Genomic DNA, 18673 nt, shown 5'->3' with positions numbered 1-18673 from the left:
TCTCTCTTTATTGTGGTTTAAAACTTACGATACGAACCTAAGGATCGAATGTTAACTGGTGATTAACGGAGTGTTAAGGAATTGTTAAGAAAAGGAGAATGGTTGAAGTGTTACATAGTCTGATTGCTATATAGATAAAAACAATGCGACAATTCAGCCATTAGACAATTTTATGTGGAAGGAGTGAGAAAAATGGGAATTGTTACATTACATATTCAGGTCTTCCCCATTCTTTTAATTTGGATTGAATAAATTCTATTACAGTTTGGTTTTCTTTTGTCCCGTTTGTCTCAACTTTAAATGGTTCACCAAATGCAAAGTGAACAGATTTTGATGTATCAAGCTTGCCGAATTCTTTAACTATTTTGCCGTTTTCCCATGCATCGGTTAAAAGTGCGAGCGGAACCACATATACATCATTTCTCTTTGCCAATTTTATACCAAGTGAGTTGAAAGAACTAGCATCAAAAAAAGCACTGCGTGTTTTTTGCGGAAAAATTATGACTGATCGATCATCTTGTAATCTTGCAGAACCTTCATTTAATACAATTTGTAAATCTTCACGTGGATTTTCCCTTCCGACTAAAATTGGATGCCTGGCTGCAGCTACAGCCCCAAACAATGGATAACGTGCTAACTCTTCTTTTATTACATATACAACCGACTTAATTGGTTGAATAAAAGTTGGAAGTGCAAGTGTTTCCAAAGTACTCATGTGATTCCCGACAAAAACAGCCGGGCCTTCAAATTTACTTAAGTTATCAATTCCTTCAACATGAATATCAAGTCCGGCTTTTTCCATCGCACGAATTGTATAGAGTGAAGAAGCTACCCAGTTATATCTGTTATAAAGATTCCTTTTTGTGAAGAGATTACTTTCGGCAACGATTCTTATCATTCTTGGATAGAATAATCTTCTGCCTAAAAAACTACTTTTAATTTTTGTCCTATCAGTTTTGTATTCTGAGTGTCCTGCAAATGATATTGGGTAGTCCGTATGATTTTTCATATTCAGCCATTTTTTAAGTGCAAAAAAATAGGAATAAGATTTAAAAAAGAAAAACCCTCAAGAAAGAGGGTTAGTTTGTGACCCCAAGGGGATTCGAACCCCTATTACCGCCGTGAAAGGGCGAGGTCCTAACCATTAGACGATGGGGCCATAGCAACAAGTAAAAAGTACAAAGGAAAAAGTAAATGTGTATCAGAATCCATTTACTAAATTCAAAATAAATTAAAGTACAAAAAAAAGAGCAGCATTACACTGCTCTTAATAAGTGTGACCCCAAGGGGATTCGAACCCCTATTACCGCCGTGAAAGGGCGAGGTCCTAACCATTAGACGATGGGGCCAGGATAACAATTAAAAAGTTCAAAGTACAAAGGAAAAAGTGACTAATACATTGTGGGTGAGCGATGGGAATTGAACCCACGACCTTCTGGGCCACAACCAGACGCTCTAACCAACTGAGCTACGCCCACCATGTAAATCAAATCCTAAATACTAAACTTATTTGTTAGGATTTAACATATCCTAAGTACGCCAGAGTGGACTCGAACCACTAACCTACAGCTTAGAAGGCTGTTGCTCTATCCGATTGAGCTACTGGCGCAAATAAGCTTTGAAATAAATTCGTTGTCGGGGCGGCAGGATTCGAACCTGCGGCCTCCTGCTCCCAAAGCAGGCGCGCTAACCGGACTACGCTACGCCCCGATAAATTTATCACTCAATCTTCTGCTCAACATATCAAAAAACAAAACGCAAAAGGAATGAATTTTACTACTTTTTACCTTTTGCGAATTAATTCAAAAATGGCTAAGTAAAATATATTTTTACCCGCCTAATGTCAATCTAATGTCCCGTATTTTTATTAAATTATGACGATCGATTAACCAAGGAATAATGTCTATATCACTATACATATCAAAGAGATTTATCTCCAATAAGCAATCCTCTAAATTTCTATCGCTTATTTCTGTTATTTCTATTGGTGGTATTGCAATCGGAACTGCAGTTTTAATTATTGCCCTTACAATCTTAAATGGTTTTGAAGAAGTCGTTGCACAGAAAATTGTAAATTTTAATTCGCATATTAAAATCACATCATTTGGTAATAGGAACCTCCCCGATTCAGACGTAATTAAAAATGAAATCATCGCAGATGTTGGAGAGGATTTCAATTCTATTTCTGAATTCGTTTCAAAACTTGGGATCATAAAATCAGGAACTTTATCAGAAGGTGTTACAATATTCGGTGTTAATGAAGAATCACTTGAGAATGAAGTAGCCAGATATTTGGTCCATGGTGAATTTAATTTAAAGAGTACGGATAACAAAAAAATTCTTATAGGTAAAAAGTTATCCGATAAGATTAATGTTAAAGTCGGAGACAAAATTACACTCTTTTCATTGCGAAAAGATGAGATGCCAAGTATTGCAAATCCACCCGCTATTGAGCAGTTTATAATTTCCGGTATTTTTGAAAGCGGAATGGCTGAATACGATGATTTACATGTTTACATATCTTTCGAGACTGCTAAAGAAATGTTCGAAACTCAGAATAGTATTTCTGGTTACAATATTCGCTTAAATAGTGTTTCTAATATTGATTCGATTGCTGTTTCTCTGCAAGATAATCTCGGCTATCCATATTATGTGAGAACAATCTTTCAAGTACATCAGAACATTTTTACTTGGCTTGATCTTCAAAAAGAGCCGATTCCAATTGTATTAGGATTAATCATAGTCGTAGCAATTTTTAATATAGTCGGAACTATGTTGATGATAGTACTAGAAAGAACAAGTTCAATCGGTATATTGAAATCAATGGGATTTTCAAAAAAACATATCTTAAAAATATTTTTTATTCAAGGACTATTTTTAGGAATTTTGGGAATTACAATCGGTTGTATAATTGCATTTGTGTTAAGTTATATTCAGATGCAGTTTAATATCATCTCACTTCCCGGTTCAATTTATTTTATTTCGTCTGTTCCAATTTCAATTGATCTAGGAAATTATTTATTGGTAGCCGGAGTAGGAATTTTTCTAAGTGTACTTGCGTCATTAATACCAAGTTATATTGCGTCAAAAATGAATATTGTTTCGTCAATTAGGTTTAATTAATGTTCGAATTTTTTATAGCAAAAAGATATTTGAAATCGAAGCACAAGATTAATTTCATTACGATTATCACTTTGCTTTCGTCTTTGGGAGTAATGATCGGTGTTGCGGCATTGGTGATAATGCTCTCTGTATTTAACGGCTTCGGATCATTAGTTACATCTCTTTTAGTTGAGTTTGATCCCCATATCCGAATTACAAATATTGATAGCTTCGATGGTGATAAAAATATTCTTGTTGATGAAATATCAAAAATCAATTCAATACGAAACATCGGATATTATGCCGAAGGGAAGATAATCGCACTTAATAAAAAATCATACGAGATAATAAACTTAAAAGGAATTGATGACAATCTTCAATCAGCGGATTGGGGAGTAAAATCAAAAATAATATCGGGTGAGTTTGATGTGGGAAATAATACCGGAATTGATAAAATTATTCTCGGTCTTCCGATCGCGCTTCGTCTTTCTGCAAGAGTCGGTGATACAATTTTTGTTTCATCGGCTGCATCAATTGAAAGATCAATTCTATCGATGTCAATTCCTCAAACTAAACCATTTTTAGTATCCGGATTATTCGAAGCAAAAAGTAAGGAGTATGATTACAACTATGCGTTTACTTCTCTTGCTTCTTCACAAGTAATGCTTGCACTAAATAATAATGTTACCGGAATTGAAATCAGGTTAGACAAATTAGAGAATGCTGAGAAAGTAAAACCTCAAATCGAAACTATTACCGGTGAGAATTCTTCCGTAAATACATGGTATGATCTTCATAAAGATCTTTACAATGTGATGTTGATTGAGCGTTGGGCAGCTTACATAATTTTGGCATTAATAATTGCTGTAGCTACTTTCAATATTCTTGGTTCATTGAGTATGTCGGTAATAGAAAAAAGAAAAGATATTGCGTTACTACGATCTATGGGTGCAACAAATAAATCGATTCTGAGAATCTTTATGTTCGAAGGAATTTTAATTGGATTGATCGGAACTGTGGTGGGAATGATGATCGGTTATTTCGTTTGTTGGTTACAAATCACTTATAACATCTATCCACTTGATTCGGCAAAATATATTATCAATTCTTTACCAATACAAGTAAGGTGGGGTGATTTTTTTGCAGTCGGATTTGCCTCATTATTTTTAACATTTCTCGCATCGATTTATCCGGCAAAAAAAGCTGTTAAAGTATCAATCACAGAAGCAATAAAGTGGGAATAAAATGTCAATAATTTTAGATGCCGTGAATATTAAAAAGTCCTTTGTCAACACTAAAGGAAAAACACTCGAAGTACTAAAAGGAATTGATGTTACAGTCGAAGAGAAAAATATTGAGGTAATAATCGGAGCATCCGGTGCAGGCAAAAGTACTCTTCTATATTTATTAAGCGGTTTGGATAAACCTGATGAAGGAATTGTAAAAATTAAACAAACCGATATACTGAAACTAAGTGATGAAAAAATTTCCAAGTTTAGAAATGATCATATTGGATTTATATTTCAGTTTCATCACCTGTTGCCGGAATTTACGGCAGCGGAAAATATTGCAATCCCGCAAATGGTAAAAGGGATTTCGAGAAGTAAATCGCTTAAAAGAGCTGAGGAACTATTAGACACAATTGGATTGGCCGACAGAAAAGAACATAAACCCGCTGAACTTTCAGGTGGTGAACAACAAAGAGTTGCAGTTGCTAGAGCGCTTGCAAATGATCCTGATATTATTTTTGCGGATGAACCTTCTGGTAATCTTGACTCAAAAAATTCAGATATGTTACATCAACTAATTGTAGATATTAGAGACAAGTTTGGAATAACATTTTTAATAGTTACTCACAATCCGGAATTAGTAAAACTTGGCGATGTAATTCACGAAATAAAAGACGGCAAAATTTTTAAATAGTTTTACTTAAGGTTTTGCAGATAATCAATCATCAACCTTACACCAAATCCTGTGTGCCATTTTTTAGTATAGTTATTCATATCATTTTCAATCGCAGTACCGGCAATATCTAAATGAACCCACGGAATTTTTTCATCGACAAATTTTTCTAAAAATTTACCAGCGGTAATTGCTCCGCCCCATCGCGGACCAAGATTGCTAACATCTGCAATATCACTATCGATTAATTTATTGTAATCATCCCAAAATGGTAAGCGCCAGACTCTTTCGTAGGTTCTCATTCCGGTTTCATAAAGTAAGTCGGCGAGATTATCATTTTTTGTAAACATTCCTGCCGAATATAAACCGAGAGCAACTGCAACAGCTCCGGTCAATGTTGCAAAGTCAAACATTTCATCAGGTTTTTGTTTTGAAGCAAATTCCAAAGCATCTGCTAAAATTATTCTTCCTTCGGCATCAGTATCTTTTACCTCGATAGATTTACCGGAAGCAGTGCGAATTACATCACCGGGTTTGTAAGCATTCCCTGCAATTGTATTTTCAACTGCCGGAACCACACCGATAATTTCATATGGCAATTTTAATTCTGCCGCTGCTTTTAGAATTCCTATAACCGTTGCACCGCCGGCCATATCTGCTTTCATTTCCAACATACCTTGTGTTGGTTTTATTGATAAACCACCGGTATCATAAGTAACACCTTTCCCAACAAGAGCGATTTTTCTTTTTACTTTTACTTTCGGTTTATAGTGCATCACAATCATGCAAGGATCATTTGGGGAAGCCGAGCCAACAGCAAGAATCGCTCCCATTTTCTTTTCTTTAAGTTGCTTCTTATTTATTACCGTAACTTTTATACCTTGTTTTGTCAACTCTATTTTTGTTCTTTTAGCTAGTTCGGCTGGAGTTAATGTTATAGCAGGTTCATTAACGAGATCACGAGTAAAATCAACTGCATTCATTAATTTGTTAGAAGTAGCGATAGCCTTCTTGGATAAAGAAACATTCTTTGTAACTAAAACCACTTCCAATTTCTTAGCAGATTTCTTCTTCGATTTATACAAGTCAAAATTATAGTTGCCTAGATAAACACCTTCAAAAATTGATTGATAGTAATATTCTTCTGAATGAAATAGGTTTTTAATCGATGAGTAATTTGGGATAACAATGAAAAGTGTTTTTAAGTATTCTAATAATTTTATAATTCCGGCTAATTCATTTCTAAAAGTATCGTTTGTTACTTTATCCTTTTTCAATTTTATGATCTGAAGATATTCGATGTTTCCCTCATGAAACGAGTATTTAAAGGAAGTGACATCCTCGTTAGAATATTTCCGGTAAAGTTTTTCTGAGAACTTAATTGTTGTTAAATCTAATTGATTCTTGAATTCAGATTTCGATAACTTTTCATGAACGAATAAAATAACAGCGGATTCAGGTTTAGAAGATGAAACTTTGTTTACAGAATTAAACTTAAGATTGAACATCCTTATTCTCCCCTCTAATATAATTTTCTGCCTTTAATAATACTTCGTTTAAGAGATCATCAATTGTTTTATGAAATAATCTTGTACCCGCAGCATTTGTGTGTCCGCCACCGTTGAATTCTTCTGCGAGTTTATTAACCGGAATATTCCCTTTTGAACGGAAACTGATTTTAATTCCATCTCTCAATTCAAAAAAGAGTAATCCGATTTCAACGTTTTCAACAGCCAAACAAAAATTTACAAATCCATCAACATCTGCTTCAATTGCACCGGTTTCATTTAACATTTTTTGAGTGATTGTCATAAAGCCAACTTTGCCGGAAGAGCTAAGCGTTAATGAATCTAATGCTTTCCCCAATAGTTTTATTTTCCCAAATTTGGATTGATCATATAGCTGGTCAAAGACATAAGTCGGGTTTACACCAAGTTCCAACAAATGCGCAGCAATTCTGTGAACTTTTGGAGTAGTTCTATCGTACTTAAATGAACCGGTATCCGTCATTATTGCGGCATAAATTTGAAGAGCAATATCATAATCAAATTCTACAATTTTTGATTCATGTATAAAATCATATATCAATTCACCGGTTGCCGATAATTCGGTATCAATAAAAAAATGATCGGCAAAATCCCCTTTGTCTTGATGATGATCTATACAAATTTTTAACCCTTTACTTTCCAAAAAAGATTTTTCTACACTAACTAATCTATTAGACCGATTTAGATCCAATGCAAAAAGTACATCTGCATTTTTAAAAATCTCATCATGTTTGTCGGCATCAAACTTTTCTATCGCTTTATCCTTATCAAGGAATAGTAGGTTGTAAGGAGTTACGCTGTGATTAATAACTCTAACATCTTTATTCAATTTTTTCAGAACGTGATACAACGCAAGTTCAGACCCAATTGCATCGGCATCAGGGTTAACATGTGCTGATATAATAAATCTCTGGTTGTTAAGAATAATATCTTTCAATAATTCGTAATTCATGTTTGCTAAAAAATTTTGGGGTTAAGATGCGAAAATTTGTTGCAATATCATAGTTTAGTATACCATGGGAAAAGCCCAACTTCTCAAAGAAGTTGGGCTTTTGTTAAAAGAAGACTAGCTTTTAATAATCTCAAGAAAAGTAACTTAATTAACTTCCCAGGTATTTCCGCTAAATAGAACTTTTTCCAAATCACCTTTTCCTTTTTTCTCGGTAATTTTATTTATTTGTTCGGTAACACCTTCATCATATGTTGGTTTATTAATCTGTCTAAAAATACCAATAGGAGTAGGGAGTTCAGGGTTATCGGTCATATGTGCTAACAAGAATGATCTTCCCGCATTAGTATCAAATTCATCATGCACAACTAAATCATCCACCGAGTGTTTACCATCATTCAAATCAACCACAACAGGTTTAAAGCCATCTAACTTTATACCTTTATTCTTTTCTTTACCGAAAATCATCGGTTTTCCGTGTTCCAAGTAAAGCAAATGATCTTCTTTTGTTTCTTTATCGGTAAGAAGTTCGAACGCACCGTCATTGAAAATATTGCAGTTTTGGAATATTTCTATAAATGCAGTGCCTTTATGTTTTGCTGCTCGTCTGATCATTTCTTGCATATGCTTTGGTTCTCTATCGATTGTTCTTGCAACAAAAGAAGCTTCTGCTCCCATCGCTAAAGAAATTGGATTGAAAGGATAATCAACACTACCGTATGGTGTACTCTTGGTAACTTTTCCTTTTTCGGAAGTTGGTGAATATTGCCCTTTTGTTAATCCATAAATTCTATTATTGAATAGAAGAATTTTTAGATCAATATTTTTTCTGCAAGTATGAATAAAATGATTTCCGCCGATACTCAGCAAGTCACCGTCACCTGTTGCAACCCAAACCGAAAGATCAGGTCTGGCAACTTTTAAACCTGTTGCTATCGCGGGTGCTCTACCGTGAATTCCGTGCATACCAAATGTTTCCATGTAATATGGGAATCTGCTTGAACAACCAATACCGGAAATCCATGTAATTTTTTCTTTAGGAATTCCAATATCAGGAAAAGTTCTTTGAACCTGTGCAAGGATTGAGTAATCACCACAACCCGGACACCATCTCACATCCTGACTGGTTGCAAAGTCTTTTGCTGTTAGTTTCTTAACTTCTATATTATTATCTGCCATTGCCGCCTCCAAGTAATTCGCTTATCTTATTTTGCACTTCAGAAGATTTGAAAGGTAACCCTTTGATTTTTGTATAAGATTCTACTTCGATTAAGAATTCTCCTCTGATTACTTTTGCAAGTTGACCAAGGTTTAATTCCGGTATAAGAATTTTCTTATACTTTCTCAAAACTTCTTCAGTATTTTTTGGCATTGGGTTCATGTATTCAAGATGAGCTTGAGCTACTTTTAATCCACCTTTGCGAGCAAGATTTACTGCTTCGGTAATTGCCCCAAAAGTACCTCCCCAACCTAGGACTAATAGATCAGAATCAACATCTCCAGTAACTTCTAAAGGAGGAAGATCATTCTGAACATTCTTTACTTTTTCTGCCCTTAACCTTACCATATAATCATGATTATCAGGATCATAACTTACGTTACCTGTGATGTGTGCTTTTTCAAGACCACCAATTCTATGTTCTAAACCGGCTGTGCCCGGAACTGCCCAAGGTCTTGAAAGATTTTCATCTCTCATATATGGTTGGAAGTTTTCAGGATCGGTTCTGTATTCTTTCTTGAAAGTTTCTAATTCCGAAACTTGTGGAACTTTCCAAGGTTCTGATCCATTTGCCAGATATCCGTCACTAAGCAAGATTACCGGAGTCATATATTTCAGAGCTATTTTTGCGGCTTCTATTGATTTATAAAAACAATCACTAGGTGTTTTTGCTGCGATGACTGGGATTGGAGCTTCACCATTTCTGCCATAAATAGCTTGGAATAAATCTGCTTGTTCGGTTTTCGTCGGTAAACCGGTACTTGGTCCACCTCTTTGAATATTTATAATCACGATTGGTAATTCCGTCATCACTGCCAATCCCATCGCTTCAGTTTTCAATGCCATACCGGGACCGGAAGTAGTTGTTATTGCAAGCGATCCACCAAAGGCTGCACCAATTGCCGAAGCGATACCGGCAATTTCATCCTCTGCTTGAAAAGTTTTCACTCCAAAATTTTTATATGAACTTAAGAAATGCAGAATATCTGAAGCAGGAGTAATTGGGTATGAACCTAAGAATAACGGCAATCCGGATAATTCTGAGGCAGCAACAAATCCAAGTGCAATAGCTTCATTACCAGAAACATTTCTGTAAACTCCTTTAGGAAGTTCTGCAGGTTCAACTGTATATCTTGTAGTAAAAATCTCTGTCTGTTCACCGAAATAATATCCGGCTTTTAATGCAATATTGTTAGCTTCAACAAACTGAGGAGATTTTGCAAATTTAGCATCTATCCATTTTTGTGTAGGTTCAAGCGGACGATTATATAACCAATACATTAAACCAAGCGCAAAAAAGTTTTTACATCTTTGTATTTCTTTTGTACTTAACGAAGTTTCTTTAAGTGCATTAGACGTTAATGATGTTATCGGAACTTGATGCACTCTAAATCCATCCAAAGATCCATCCTCGAGAGGGTTTGAATCATACTGAGCAGTTTTTAGATTTTTTAAATCAAACGCATCGGAGTTAACAATAATTACTGCAGATGGTTTTAGATTTCTTAAATTCACTTTTAATGCAGCCGGATTCATAGCCACTAACACATCAGGACTATCACCCGGTGTATGAACATCTTTAGAACTAAAATGTAATTGAAATCCCGATACGCCGTAAAGTGTTCCGGCAGGGGCGCGGATTTCAGCAGGATAATCTGGTAAAGTACTTAAATCATTACCCACAATTGCAGTCGTATCACTGAATTGTGTTCCGGTCAACTGCATACCGTCACCGGAATCACCGGCAAACATCACAGTAACTTCGGAAATCTGTTCAACTTTTTTTCCGTTTTCTTGTGTCATTGTTTTACTTAACTCTTGTGTTTATTTGTACATATTTAATTAAATGTATCTTACTAAGTTAGAAAAGCTATTCTCCTTAAGCAATTGAATAAGGAGCTAATTTATTTTTAATAACATATCTAAAAATTCATCGGCATTTACATAGCCTGTTAGTCGTTTTGCTTCATCACCATTTGAATCAATCATAAGTACAGTAGGCATTCCCACTATACTGAATTTGTCTCGTATTTGTTCCGTAAATTCATCCATTGTTCTGGTCATATCAACTTTAAATGCAACAAATTCTTTTGATTTTTCAATTACCCGAGGATCTGAAAATGTTAATGCATCCAATTCTTTACAAGGAATACACCAATCAGCATAAAAATCTATTAATATTTTATCATTGTTCGCTAAAGCTGCTTCATATTTTTCATGAGTATATTCTTCCCAATCAGGTGACATTTTTTCTGATGGGATTATCATATAAACAGATAATGCTATTACGAGTATCGAAAAAACATACTTGAAAATTCTGAATCCTTTGATCTCATTTCCTTTTTTATCAACAAACAATAAAATTAATCCTGCTAGAATTCCGAATATCGGTAACAAATAATAATTGACTTCTTTAGGCAACAGCGGACCAATAAAGTAAAGAGCCATACCAAGTAATAAAAATCCGAAAATATGTTTTACCGCTTCCATCCAAAAACCTGCTCTGGGCAATTGTTTAATTTTACCGGAAAATAAAGCCAAAAATAAATATGGAGTACCTAATCCTATCGCAAGGAAAAAGAACATTAAAAATCCAAAGAAAGGATCACCTTTTGCAGCGACATAGGTTACAAGTCCGATGACAAACGGACCGATACAAGGAGCCGCAACGATTCCCATAGTTAAGCCCATAAACAAGGCACCTAATGCACCTGACTTCGCACCGCCTGCCTTCATTACAAGCGAATCCGGAAGCTTAAATTCGTACAAACCAAACATGCTAAGTGATAATACTACAAAAACCAAAGCAATAAATACTATCACAATGGGATTTTGCAAAAGCGCTCCGAATACCGCACCGCTTAACGAAGTCACAACACCAATTACCGAATATGTGACGGACATACCAAGAACATAGAGAACACCGAGAATAAACAGTTTACCAGTTCTACCTTCACTTTGTCCGCCAAAATATCCAACTGTTATTGGGATTAAAGGATAAACGCAAGGTGTTAGATTTAATGCGAGTCCGCCGAGAAAAACTAAAAGTAAACTTATTAACAATCCACTCGATTCAAGTTGATTTGCAAGAGATTCTTCGTCTTCGACAGTTTCACTTACATAACTTAAATCGATTTTGGAGAATACATTTCCGTTAATTTCACTAATGGAAGTCTGCTTATCGACAACTTCAACAGTAATCGTATCTCTAATAGAATTCGGCGGCATACATGTTACATCGTTGCATGCTTGATAGACAAATTCAATTGGAATTTCATAAATACCGACTTGTGCATTTTCGTTTACTTGCAAAATTCCGCCGACAAAAACTTCACCTTCAAAAACGCTAACCGGAACATCTGAAAACCCAAAGTTGTATTCTTTTGCTTTTGGGAAAACAACAGACAGTAAATTAAAATTCTCATTTGTCTTCATATTTATTTCCGAAGCAATAAGAAAATCTTCATTTGGCTTATCTGAGTTAATATGCCAGGTATCTTCAATGTTAAGTTTCAATGCAAACTTAAGTTGGCTTCCTGAGTGAATCTTCTCAAATGATTGGTACAGATCGGCTTTAACTAGATCGACATCGGGCCCAAACTGTGCGTTAACTGAAACTGTAAAAACAAATAAAATTATTAACTGAATAAATCTTCTATACATTACTTTCTCCATCTTTGAACAATTGGGAATCTTCTCCCGTAACCAAATGCTTTTGTAGTGACACGCAGAACCGGTGCAGCTTGTTTTCTTTTAAATTCATTTAAGTCAACCAAACGTAAGACTTTGCGAACGGTTTCCGCATCTTTTATTTCTTTATTTATTTCATTAAACTCTTTGTACTCTTCTAAATACATTTTTAATATTCTATCAAGAACCGGATAAGGGGGAAGCGAATCTTGATCTGTTTGATCAGGTCTTAATTCGGCAGAAGGCGCTTTATCAATAATTTCTTTCGGAATTATTTCACCGTTTCTATTAATGTAATTTGCAATTCTGTAAACATCGGTTTTGTAAACATCGCCAATTATCGCTAAAGCTCCTGCCATATCACCATACAAAGTTGCATAACCAACTGCCATTTCGGACTTATTGCCGGTAGCACAAAGCATATAACCGTGTTTATTCGAAAGCGCCATTAAATACAATCCGCGTATTCTGGATTGTAAATTTTCTTCGGTTGTATCAGCCGGTTTATCTTTAAATGCTTCTTTAAGTTGCTCATTAATTTTTTCAAATACAGGTTGAATAGAAATCATATCGGATGAGATGCCGAGATTTGAAATAAGTTTTTCGGAATCTTTCACACTTCCTTCTGATGAATATTGTGAAGGCATCATTACAACATGAACATTATCTTTACCAAATGCTTGAACAGCAATGTAGGTAACTAATGCAGAATCCATTCCACCGCTTAAACCGATTAATGCTTTTTTGAATCCGGTTTTGTTGCCGTATTCACGAAGACCAAATATTAATGCGCCAAGTACTTCCTCTTCAAAAGATTTTTCGAATTCCGTTATTTCATCGTATTCATTTTTTGTATTGAAAATGAAATAATCTTCCTCGTACGATTTACCAACATATTGTAATTTTCCCTTTGAATCAAAACACATACTTGCACCGTCAAAAATCAAATCGGTTTGCGCACCGACTGTACAAACATATGCAAGTGGGAGTTTATCGGTTTTAGTCAAAGTTGACAACATATCGTAACGTTCTTGTCTTCTGCCAAAGGCATAAGGACTTGCAGAAATATTTATAAGTATTGTTGCACCTTTATCAACTAAACGTTGAACAGGATCATATTCGTATCGTCTTTTTTTCCAGTAATCCGCATCGTTCCAGATATCTTCACAGATTGAAATTCCTAATTTTTCACCACGGAATTCGTGCACATAAACATTTTTAGCGGATTCAAAATATCTCACTTCATCGAATACATCATAATTTGGGAGAAGTGTTTTGTGCTGAGTAAATTGAATTTTTCCGTCGTAACAAACCGCTGCAGAGTTATAAATCCCAGTACCAACATTATCGAATTCTTCGGTTAAAGTTCCGAAAATTAATCCAACTTCATTAGTTTGCAAAGCAATTTCATTAGCAGCATTAATTACAGCTTGCCGGAATTCGCTTTTTTCGACGAGGTCTTGAGGTTGGTAACCGCAAAGGAAAAGTTCAGGGAAAATTACTAGATCAACTTGATCTTCTACTCCCCTTTTATAACCTTCTAAAATCTTTGCTTTATTTCCATCTATGTCGCCGATTATTGGGTTGGCTTGACACAGAGCAATCTTCATTGATAAACTAAATAATTTATGATCTTAAAAAATAGACAACTTATTCCGATTTATCAATGCAAATAGGAAGCTATCATTAAAATTTAGGAACTTTATGAAATTGAACCCCTTCAGGGTTCATATACTTTATCTGGTTTCATTTTCTCCGTGTTTCACACCGAGCTATTTATATTTGACTGCTTCGCAGTCAACTTGATAATTTATGTCTTTTGCAATATTTGAGAAACAACTCCGAAGGAGTCAGATATGAATAGCTTGGGGCAACACCCCAAGATTAAAAATTGATGAGTTGAATAACAACCATGAAGTGGTTGAATAAAGGGAGGAAGGATCGAGATCAAAAACATCAAGAATTTTAATCAAATAACATAATTGCTGGAATTCCAATTTATTGAGAGCACCGGTACAGCTAGTTGGTAACCTGATGAAATAAGTTTAAGTATTAAGTGACAATTTATGACAAAAAAGTGGGAAAATTATAGAAAACCCTCAAAACATTTCAAAAATGAGTGCGTCTAAAAATTTGAATCCAAAAGAGAGGTTTACCATGGCAGAAAGACTATATCGTTCCCGTTCAAAAAAAATTATTGGTGGAGTTGCCGGCGGTTTAGCCGATTATCTGAACCTCGATCCGGTTTTAATTAGAGTTCTTTTTGTAATTATTACTTTAATAAACGGACTCGGAATTTTACTCTACATAATTTTATGGATTGTCGTTCAAGAAGAACCCTACAAAACTTATTCGTACGAAATGGGTTCAGGAAGTGAAAATGCTCATTCAGATAATAAGCAAACGGCCGAGACACCAAAACAGTCGACCGATCGTCAACAATCAACCGATCATCCAAACGGAAAAGGAAGAATTGTCGTAGGCGTTATTTTAATCGCGTTGGGATTCATATTCTTAGCGGAAAATTGGTTCCCACATTTTGATTTTTCCGATGTACTTCCTCTGGCTTTAGTTGCCGGTGGTATTTATTTAGTTATGAATTCATTAAACAAAAAAGAGAATAAACAATGAAAGCGGGTCAATTATTTTGGGGATTAGTTTTTGTTACAATCGGTGTTTTGATCTTAGCCGCAAAGTTTGATTGGTTTTATATTGACTTAGGTTATTTATCGGATTTTTGGCCGGTTCTTCTGATACTTTGGGGCGGATTAATACTTGCTAAGAAATCTGTTGTCAAACCATTTATCGCGATTGTTCTTGGTATTTTGACCGGATTAATTATTTACGGTGCTGTAACTCGTGTAACCAATTTTAATTTTTGGAATGACAAATGGGATTCGAATGTTGAATGGAGAAATGATTCTCAGAATTTTATAGCTGATTATGATGAGTCAATCGAAAATGCTTTCTTGGAACTTTCCGCCGGTGCGGGAAAAATTGTTGTAAGAAAAACTACCGACGATTTAATTAATGGATATACGCGGGGAGATTTTGCAAGATATAAATTTGATACACGAATCTCCGGCAATAAGGCGTTGATAGATCTTAGAATGAAAGATTCATCGTTTAGAGTGTTCGAAGACAGGATTGATAATCGTTTAGATATCAGGCTAAATGAAAATCCCATTTGGGATATGGATCTTAAACTTGGCGCAGCAAGTTCAATTTTGGAATTAGAAGAATTCAAAATTCATGAACTTAGTTTAAAGACAGGTGCGACCGATATCGAATTAAGACTTGGAGACAAACTTGAAAGATCAGATGTAAAAGTTGAAATGGGTGCTGCAAATTTAGAGATTTTTGTTCCCAGAAACAGTGGATGTCAAATCCGTGGTGAAATGTTTTTATCCGGTAAAGATTTTGAAGGATTCAGAAAAGTTAACAATGTATATGAAACAAATAATTTCGATGAATCATCAAATAAGATTTATATCGAAATTCACGGTGCGGTTTCTAATGTTGAAGTGAGTAGATATTAATTTGTAGAGATATCCCGATTTGCGGGATGTCTCCACGAATAATAAATTGCATTATCAAAAATTTTTAGTAATCTTTTAGGGATACAGCTGTTTTCGGAAATTCATTTACAATCTTTTTATCCAATGTAATAAGTTTAACTTTCAGTGATTCCGCAAGAGTGACAAATTCTAGATCATATGCTGAAAGCTTACACTTATTGACTCTTTCTAATACCGCAATTGAGTCAACAGAGAATTCGTTCCCTTTCAGGATTTTTTGCGCTTCTCGCATTATCTCAAATGATTGATTTAAAGTAAGCAGTTTTTTACGCATATAAAGAGTAAGAATACTTCTAAATTCAGAACGCCAAAGCAAAGGTGCACACCAATGAGAATCTGATTTTAACAGTCTTTCGGTATTTTGGGTATATTCTCCATTCATAAATAGATATGCTACAACATTTGTATCTATAACAATCATATTCTACCGTTATCCTTTGCTTTCTCAAGCTCATCTAAATTGATTTCGAAATTGAGATTATCCCTAATCATTTTAGATTTTTCTAGAATCTGCTCAACCTCAAGTTTATTTGTGAGCAGAACTTCTTCAAGGCAAGCAATTATTTCACTGTTTATACTTCTGCGGGAAAGTTCGGAACGTTGTTTAAGTTTTTTATGAACTCTCTCAGGTATATTTCTTACGGTAATACTATTCATTTAATGTGCCTCCATAATGATGTCATAATATAACCATAGGTAAAACTATCTGCAATTATTCTTTTTAAGTAGAATGGAGAATTCAGGACTTAGAATTCAAAAAAGAAAAATAATTCGATTGAATCATTTCATTTTACCAACAACATTTTTTTAGTTAACCTTTTTCCACTGGTTTCTAAAACGTAAAAGTAAACGCCGCTTGTTAGATTGCTTCCATCGAATTGTACTTCGTAACTGCCCGGTTGCATTGGTTTGTTGAGGAGGGTTTGGATTTCCCGACCTAATATGTCATACACACGTAGGGACAAGTCGCGACTTGTCCCTACATTTGCAACTGTAAATTTTATTGTTGTGGTTGGGTTAAATGGGTTTGGGTAGTTTTGGGAAAGTGCGAGTTGATTGTCGATTGCCTCTTCATCAACGGAGACAATTGTTCCATACTGCTCACCATAAATTATCGCACCTTTGAGATACATCCAGTGTCCTTCTTCTTTGATGAGAATACATCCAATGCCGTCAGCAAGAACTTCCGATTGGAAAAATCCGTCATACGAAACTTCTCGCGTGAGAACAGTATCACCAAAAACCTCATACCATAGAGGTCTACTCACTCTCGTCTCATAAGGAATTTCAAAGAATTTATATTCCCAACCCGGATATACAAATCTATATGAGTTTATATAGTATACGTCATCGCTCATATCAACACTATCCAATAAAAGCTCTTCGTTGTAAACACTGTTATGATTTACATCTGCTACGTCAAGCATTAATGTCGAACTAAAATCAATTTTGTTTCTTTCCCACATAAATACATGACCATTATCATACAAGTAATCGACCTTTTTAAAATATATTTGATCATTTACAACTGTGTCTTTTTCAACAAACCTTGTTTTTATTTTACCACCAGAAGAATATTGCCACATATTCCCCACCCATAATGGTCTCCAATCATGCTCTTCTACCATATACTTTTCTTCAAATTCTTTAGGAACAGAATCAAGTTTTTTGAAGTGCTCTTGAGCATTACATACTGTAATAAAAATCAATAAAAATAAAAGTATAATTCGATTGAAATTTTTCATTTTATCAACACCATTTTTTTACTTAATGTTTTTCCACCGGTTTCCAAAACATAGAAGTAAACACCGCTTGTTAGATTGCTGCCGTCGAATTCTATTTCATAACTGCCGGGTTGCATTGGTTTGTTGAGGAGAGTCTGGATTTCCCGACCTAACATGTCATACACACGTAGGGACAAGTCGCGACTTGTCCCTACATTGGGGACTGAGAATTTTATTGTTGTGGTTGGGTTGAATGGGTTTGGGTAGTTTTGGGATAAAGTAAACTTATTTAGGATATCATTATTTTCTTTAACACTTGTCTTAGTTCCATACTTAACCCCATCTACTTCAGCGTACCTTAAGTAAGAATAATAATTTACAGCCCAGACTATAATTATTGTTTCATAAAAATATGACACTCCAATATTTTCAGTATATTTCCAACCATCATAATTTGTACTACTTGCACAATATTGATCGGCGAATCGTGTCCACCTCAGCTCATCAAATAATTCTTCTTGTTCAAAACTCTTTAAATAATGACAGAACGGCAAAAAATCATCAACTTGTGCAAGCAAACTATCGATAACAAACTCTTTGTCATGATGGTATTGATAAATATTTCCATCAGTTGAATCTACTCGAAGAAATATTCTTGAGGCGCTTTCACTTCCAAGTTTAGCACTCTCAACAACAGAGTATGTTTGATTACCCAATAGAGTATCAGCAACGATTTTTTTATAAATATACCAAGAAATATCAGGTCCAAATCCTGGCTGACTTTCAATTGTTTCATATTCCCAATAATTACCAATATGTAATGGATAATATTTTAATGCTTCTTCTACTGTATTGATTTGTGAATAAAGTTGGTTTGCAGCTAGAAATAGTATCACGAGCATAAAATTCATTCTTAAATTCCTAAATTAAGTTTCGTTAATTTTCCTTCAAACCTTATTAGT

Annotated in this window: 16 protein-coding genes and 5 tRNA genes; 5 read left to right on the top strand and 16 right to left on the bottom strand. The window is 34.9% G+C overall.

Annotated elements, in window-relative coordinates:
* Positions 1 to 202: 202 nt before the first annotated feature.
* The 6 genes from QY331_05620 to QY331_05595 form a co-directional block, all read right to left on the bottom strand.
* Positions 203 to 1009, bottom strand: a complete 807-nt coding sequence (locus QY331_05620) for a lysophospholipid acyltransferase family protein (GenBank protein ID WKZ70725.1) — start codon at positions 1007 to 1009, stop codon at positions 203 to 205.
* 78 nt (positions 1010 to 1087) lie between these two features.
* Positions 1088 to 1159: transfer RNA gene (locus QY331_05615), tRNA-Glu, on the bottom strand.
* A gap of 118 nt (positions 1160 to 1277) precedes the next feature.
* A tRNA-Glu gene (locus tag QY331_05610) sits at positions 1278 to 1349 on the bottom strand.
* A 55-nt stretch (positions 1350 to 1404) separates the two neighbouring features.
* Positions 1405 to 1478: transfer RNA gene (locus tag QY331_05605), tRNA-His, on the bottom strand.
* 57 nt (positions 1479 to 1535) lie between these two features.
* Positions 1536 to 1609, bottom strand: a tRNA-Arg gene (locus tag QY331_05600).
* 26 nt (positions 1610 to 1635) lie between these two features.
* Positions 1636 to 1710 (bottom strand) — tRNA-Pro (locus QY331_05595).
* A gap of 189 nt (positions 1711 to 1899) precedes the next feature.
* Between QY331_05595 and QY331_05590 the strand changes: the two genes are divergently transcribed.
* The 3 genes from QY331_05590 to QY331_05580 are packed head-to-tail and all read left to right on the top strand — an operon-like array spanning position 1900 to position 5025.
* Positions 1900 to 3123, top strand: coding sequence for an ABC transporter permease (locus QY331_05590; protein ID WKZ70724.1), 1224 nt, complete (start codon positions 1900 to 1902; stop codon positions 3121 to 3123).
* Positions 3123 to 4346: an FtsX-like permease family protein gene (locus tag QY331_05585; protein WKZ70723.1), complete on the top strand. Its 1224-nt coding sequence runs from the start codon at positions 3123 to 3125 to the stop codon at positions 4344 to 4346. The genes QY331_05590 and QY331_05585 overlap by 1 nt, the downstream gene beginning before the upstream one ends.
* A 1-nt stretch (position 4347) precedes the next feature.
* Positions 4348 to 5025 (top strand): ABC transporter ATP-binding protein, encoded by a 678-nt coding sequence (locus tag QY331_05580; GenBank protein WKZ70722.1) that lies wholly within the window; start codon positions 4348 to 4350, stop codon positions 5023 to 5025.
* Positions 5026 to 5027: 2 nt separating this feature from the next.
* On the opposite strand, the gene QY331_05575 is transcribed toward QY331_05580, so the two are convergent.
* From QY331_05575 to QY331_05550, 6 genes are all read right to left on the bottom strand, one after another.
* A complete protein-coding gene (locus QY331_05575) occupies positions 5028 to 6512 on the bottom strand; it encodes a leucyl aminopeptidase (GenBank protein ID WKZ70721.1) in 1485 nt (494 codons plus the stop codon).
* Positions 6499 to 7503, bottom strand: coding sequence for a bifunctional oligoribonuclease/PAP phosphatase NrnA (locus QY331_05570; protein WKZ70720.1), 1005 nt, complete (start codon positions 7501 to 7503; stop codon positions 6499 to 6501). Before QY331_05570 ends, QY331_05575 begins: the two co-directional genes overlap by 14 nt.
* 144 nt (positions 7504 to 7647) lie before the next feature.
* Positions 7648 to 8679, bottom strand: coding sequence for a 2-oxoacid:ferredoxin oxidoreductase subunit beta (locus QY331_05565; protein ID WKZ70719.1), 1032 nt, complete (start codon positions 8677 to 8679; stop codon positions 7648 to 7650).
* Positions 8669 to 10522: a 2-oxoacid:acceptor oxidoreductase subunit alpha gene (locus QY331_05560; protein WKZ70718.1), complete on the bottom strand. Its 1854-nt coding sequence runs from the start codon at positions 10520 to 10522 to the stop codon at positions 8669 to 8671. Before QY331_05560 ends, QY331_05565 begins: the two co-directional genes overlap by 11 nt.
* A gap of 96 nt (positions 10523 to 10618) precedes the next feature.
* Positions 10619 to 12382 (bottom strand): protein-disulfide reductase DsbD, encoded by a 1764-nt coding sequence (dsbD, locus tag QY331_05555; GenBank protein WKZ70717.1) that lies wholly within the window; start codon positions 12380 to 12382, stop codon positions 10619 to 10621.
* Positions 12382 to 14019 (bottom strand): NAD+ synthase, encoded by a 1638-nt coding sequence (locus QY331_05550; GenBank protein ID WKZ70716.1) that lies wholly within the window; start codon positions 14017 to 14019, stop codon positions 12382 to 12384. Before QY331_05550 ends, dsbD begins: the two co-directional genes overlap by 1 nt.
* Before the next feature lie 547 nt (positions 14020 to 14566).
* On the opposite strand from QY331_05550, the gene QY331_05545 reads away from it, so the two are divergent.
* Complete coding sequence (locus QY331_05545; protein ID WKZ70715.1) at positions 14567 to 15040, top strand: PspC domain-containing protein; 474 nt, start codon at positions 14567 to 14569, stop codon at positions 15038 to 15040.
* A complete protein-coding gene (locus QY331_05540; GenBank protein WKZ70714.1) occupies positions 15037 to 15948 on the top strand; it encodes a DUF5668 domain-containing protein in 912 nt (303 codons plus the stop codon). Before QY331_05545 ends, QY331_05540 begins: the two co-directional genes overlap by 4 nt.
* A gap of 64 nt (positions 15949 to 16012) precedes the next feature.
* Here QY331_05540 and QY331_05535 read toward each other — a convergent pair whose 3' ends face one another.
* The 4 genes from QY331_05535 to QY331_05520 all read right to left on the bottom strand — a co-directional run bounded on the left by QY331_05535 (position 16013) and on the right by QY331_05520 (position 18613).
* Positions 16013 to 16408: a type II toxin-antitoxin system VapC family toxin gene (locus QY331_05535; protein WKZ70713.1), complete on the bottom strand. Its 396-nt coding sequence runs from the start codon at positions 16406 to 16408 to the stop codon at positions 16013 to 16015.
* On the bottom strand, positions 16405 to 16644 hold the full coding sequence (locus tag QY331_05530) for an Arc family DNA-binding protein (GenBank protein WKZ70712.1): 240 nt from the start codon (positions 16642 to 16644) through the stop codon (positions 16405 to 16407). Before QY331_05530 ends, QY331_05535 begins: the two co-directional genes overlap by 4 nt.
* A gap of 128 nt (positions 16645 to 16772) precedes the next feature.
* The gene (locus QY331_05525) at positions 16773 to 17732 is read right to left on the bottom strand and encodes a T9SS type A sorting domain-containing protein (protein WKZ70711.1); all 960 of its coding nucleotides are present in this window, start codon (positions 17730 to 17732) and stop codon (positions 16773 to 16775) included.
* Complete coding sequence (locus QY331_05520; GenBank protein WKZ70710.1) at positions 17729 to 18613, bottom strand: T9SS type A sorting domain-containing protein; 885 nt, start codon at positions 18611 to 18613, stop codon at positions 17729 to 17731. The genes QY331_05525 and QY331_05520 overlap by 4 nt, the downstream gene beginning before the upstream one ends.
* Between the last annotated feature and the right edge of the window lie 60 nt (positions 18614 to 18673).

It is taken from the genome of Melioribacteraceae bacterium, from assembly GCA_030584085.1.
In the GTDB taxonomy this organism is placed as follows: Bacteria; Bacteroidota; Ignavibacteria; order Ignavibacteriales; family Melioribacteraceae; genus SURF-28.
This window is presented reverse-complemented; position numbering and strand designations above follow the sequence as displayed.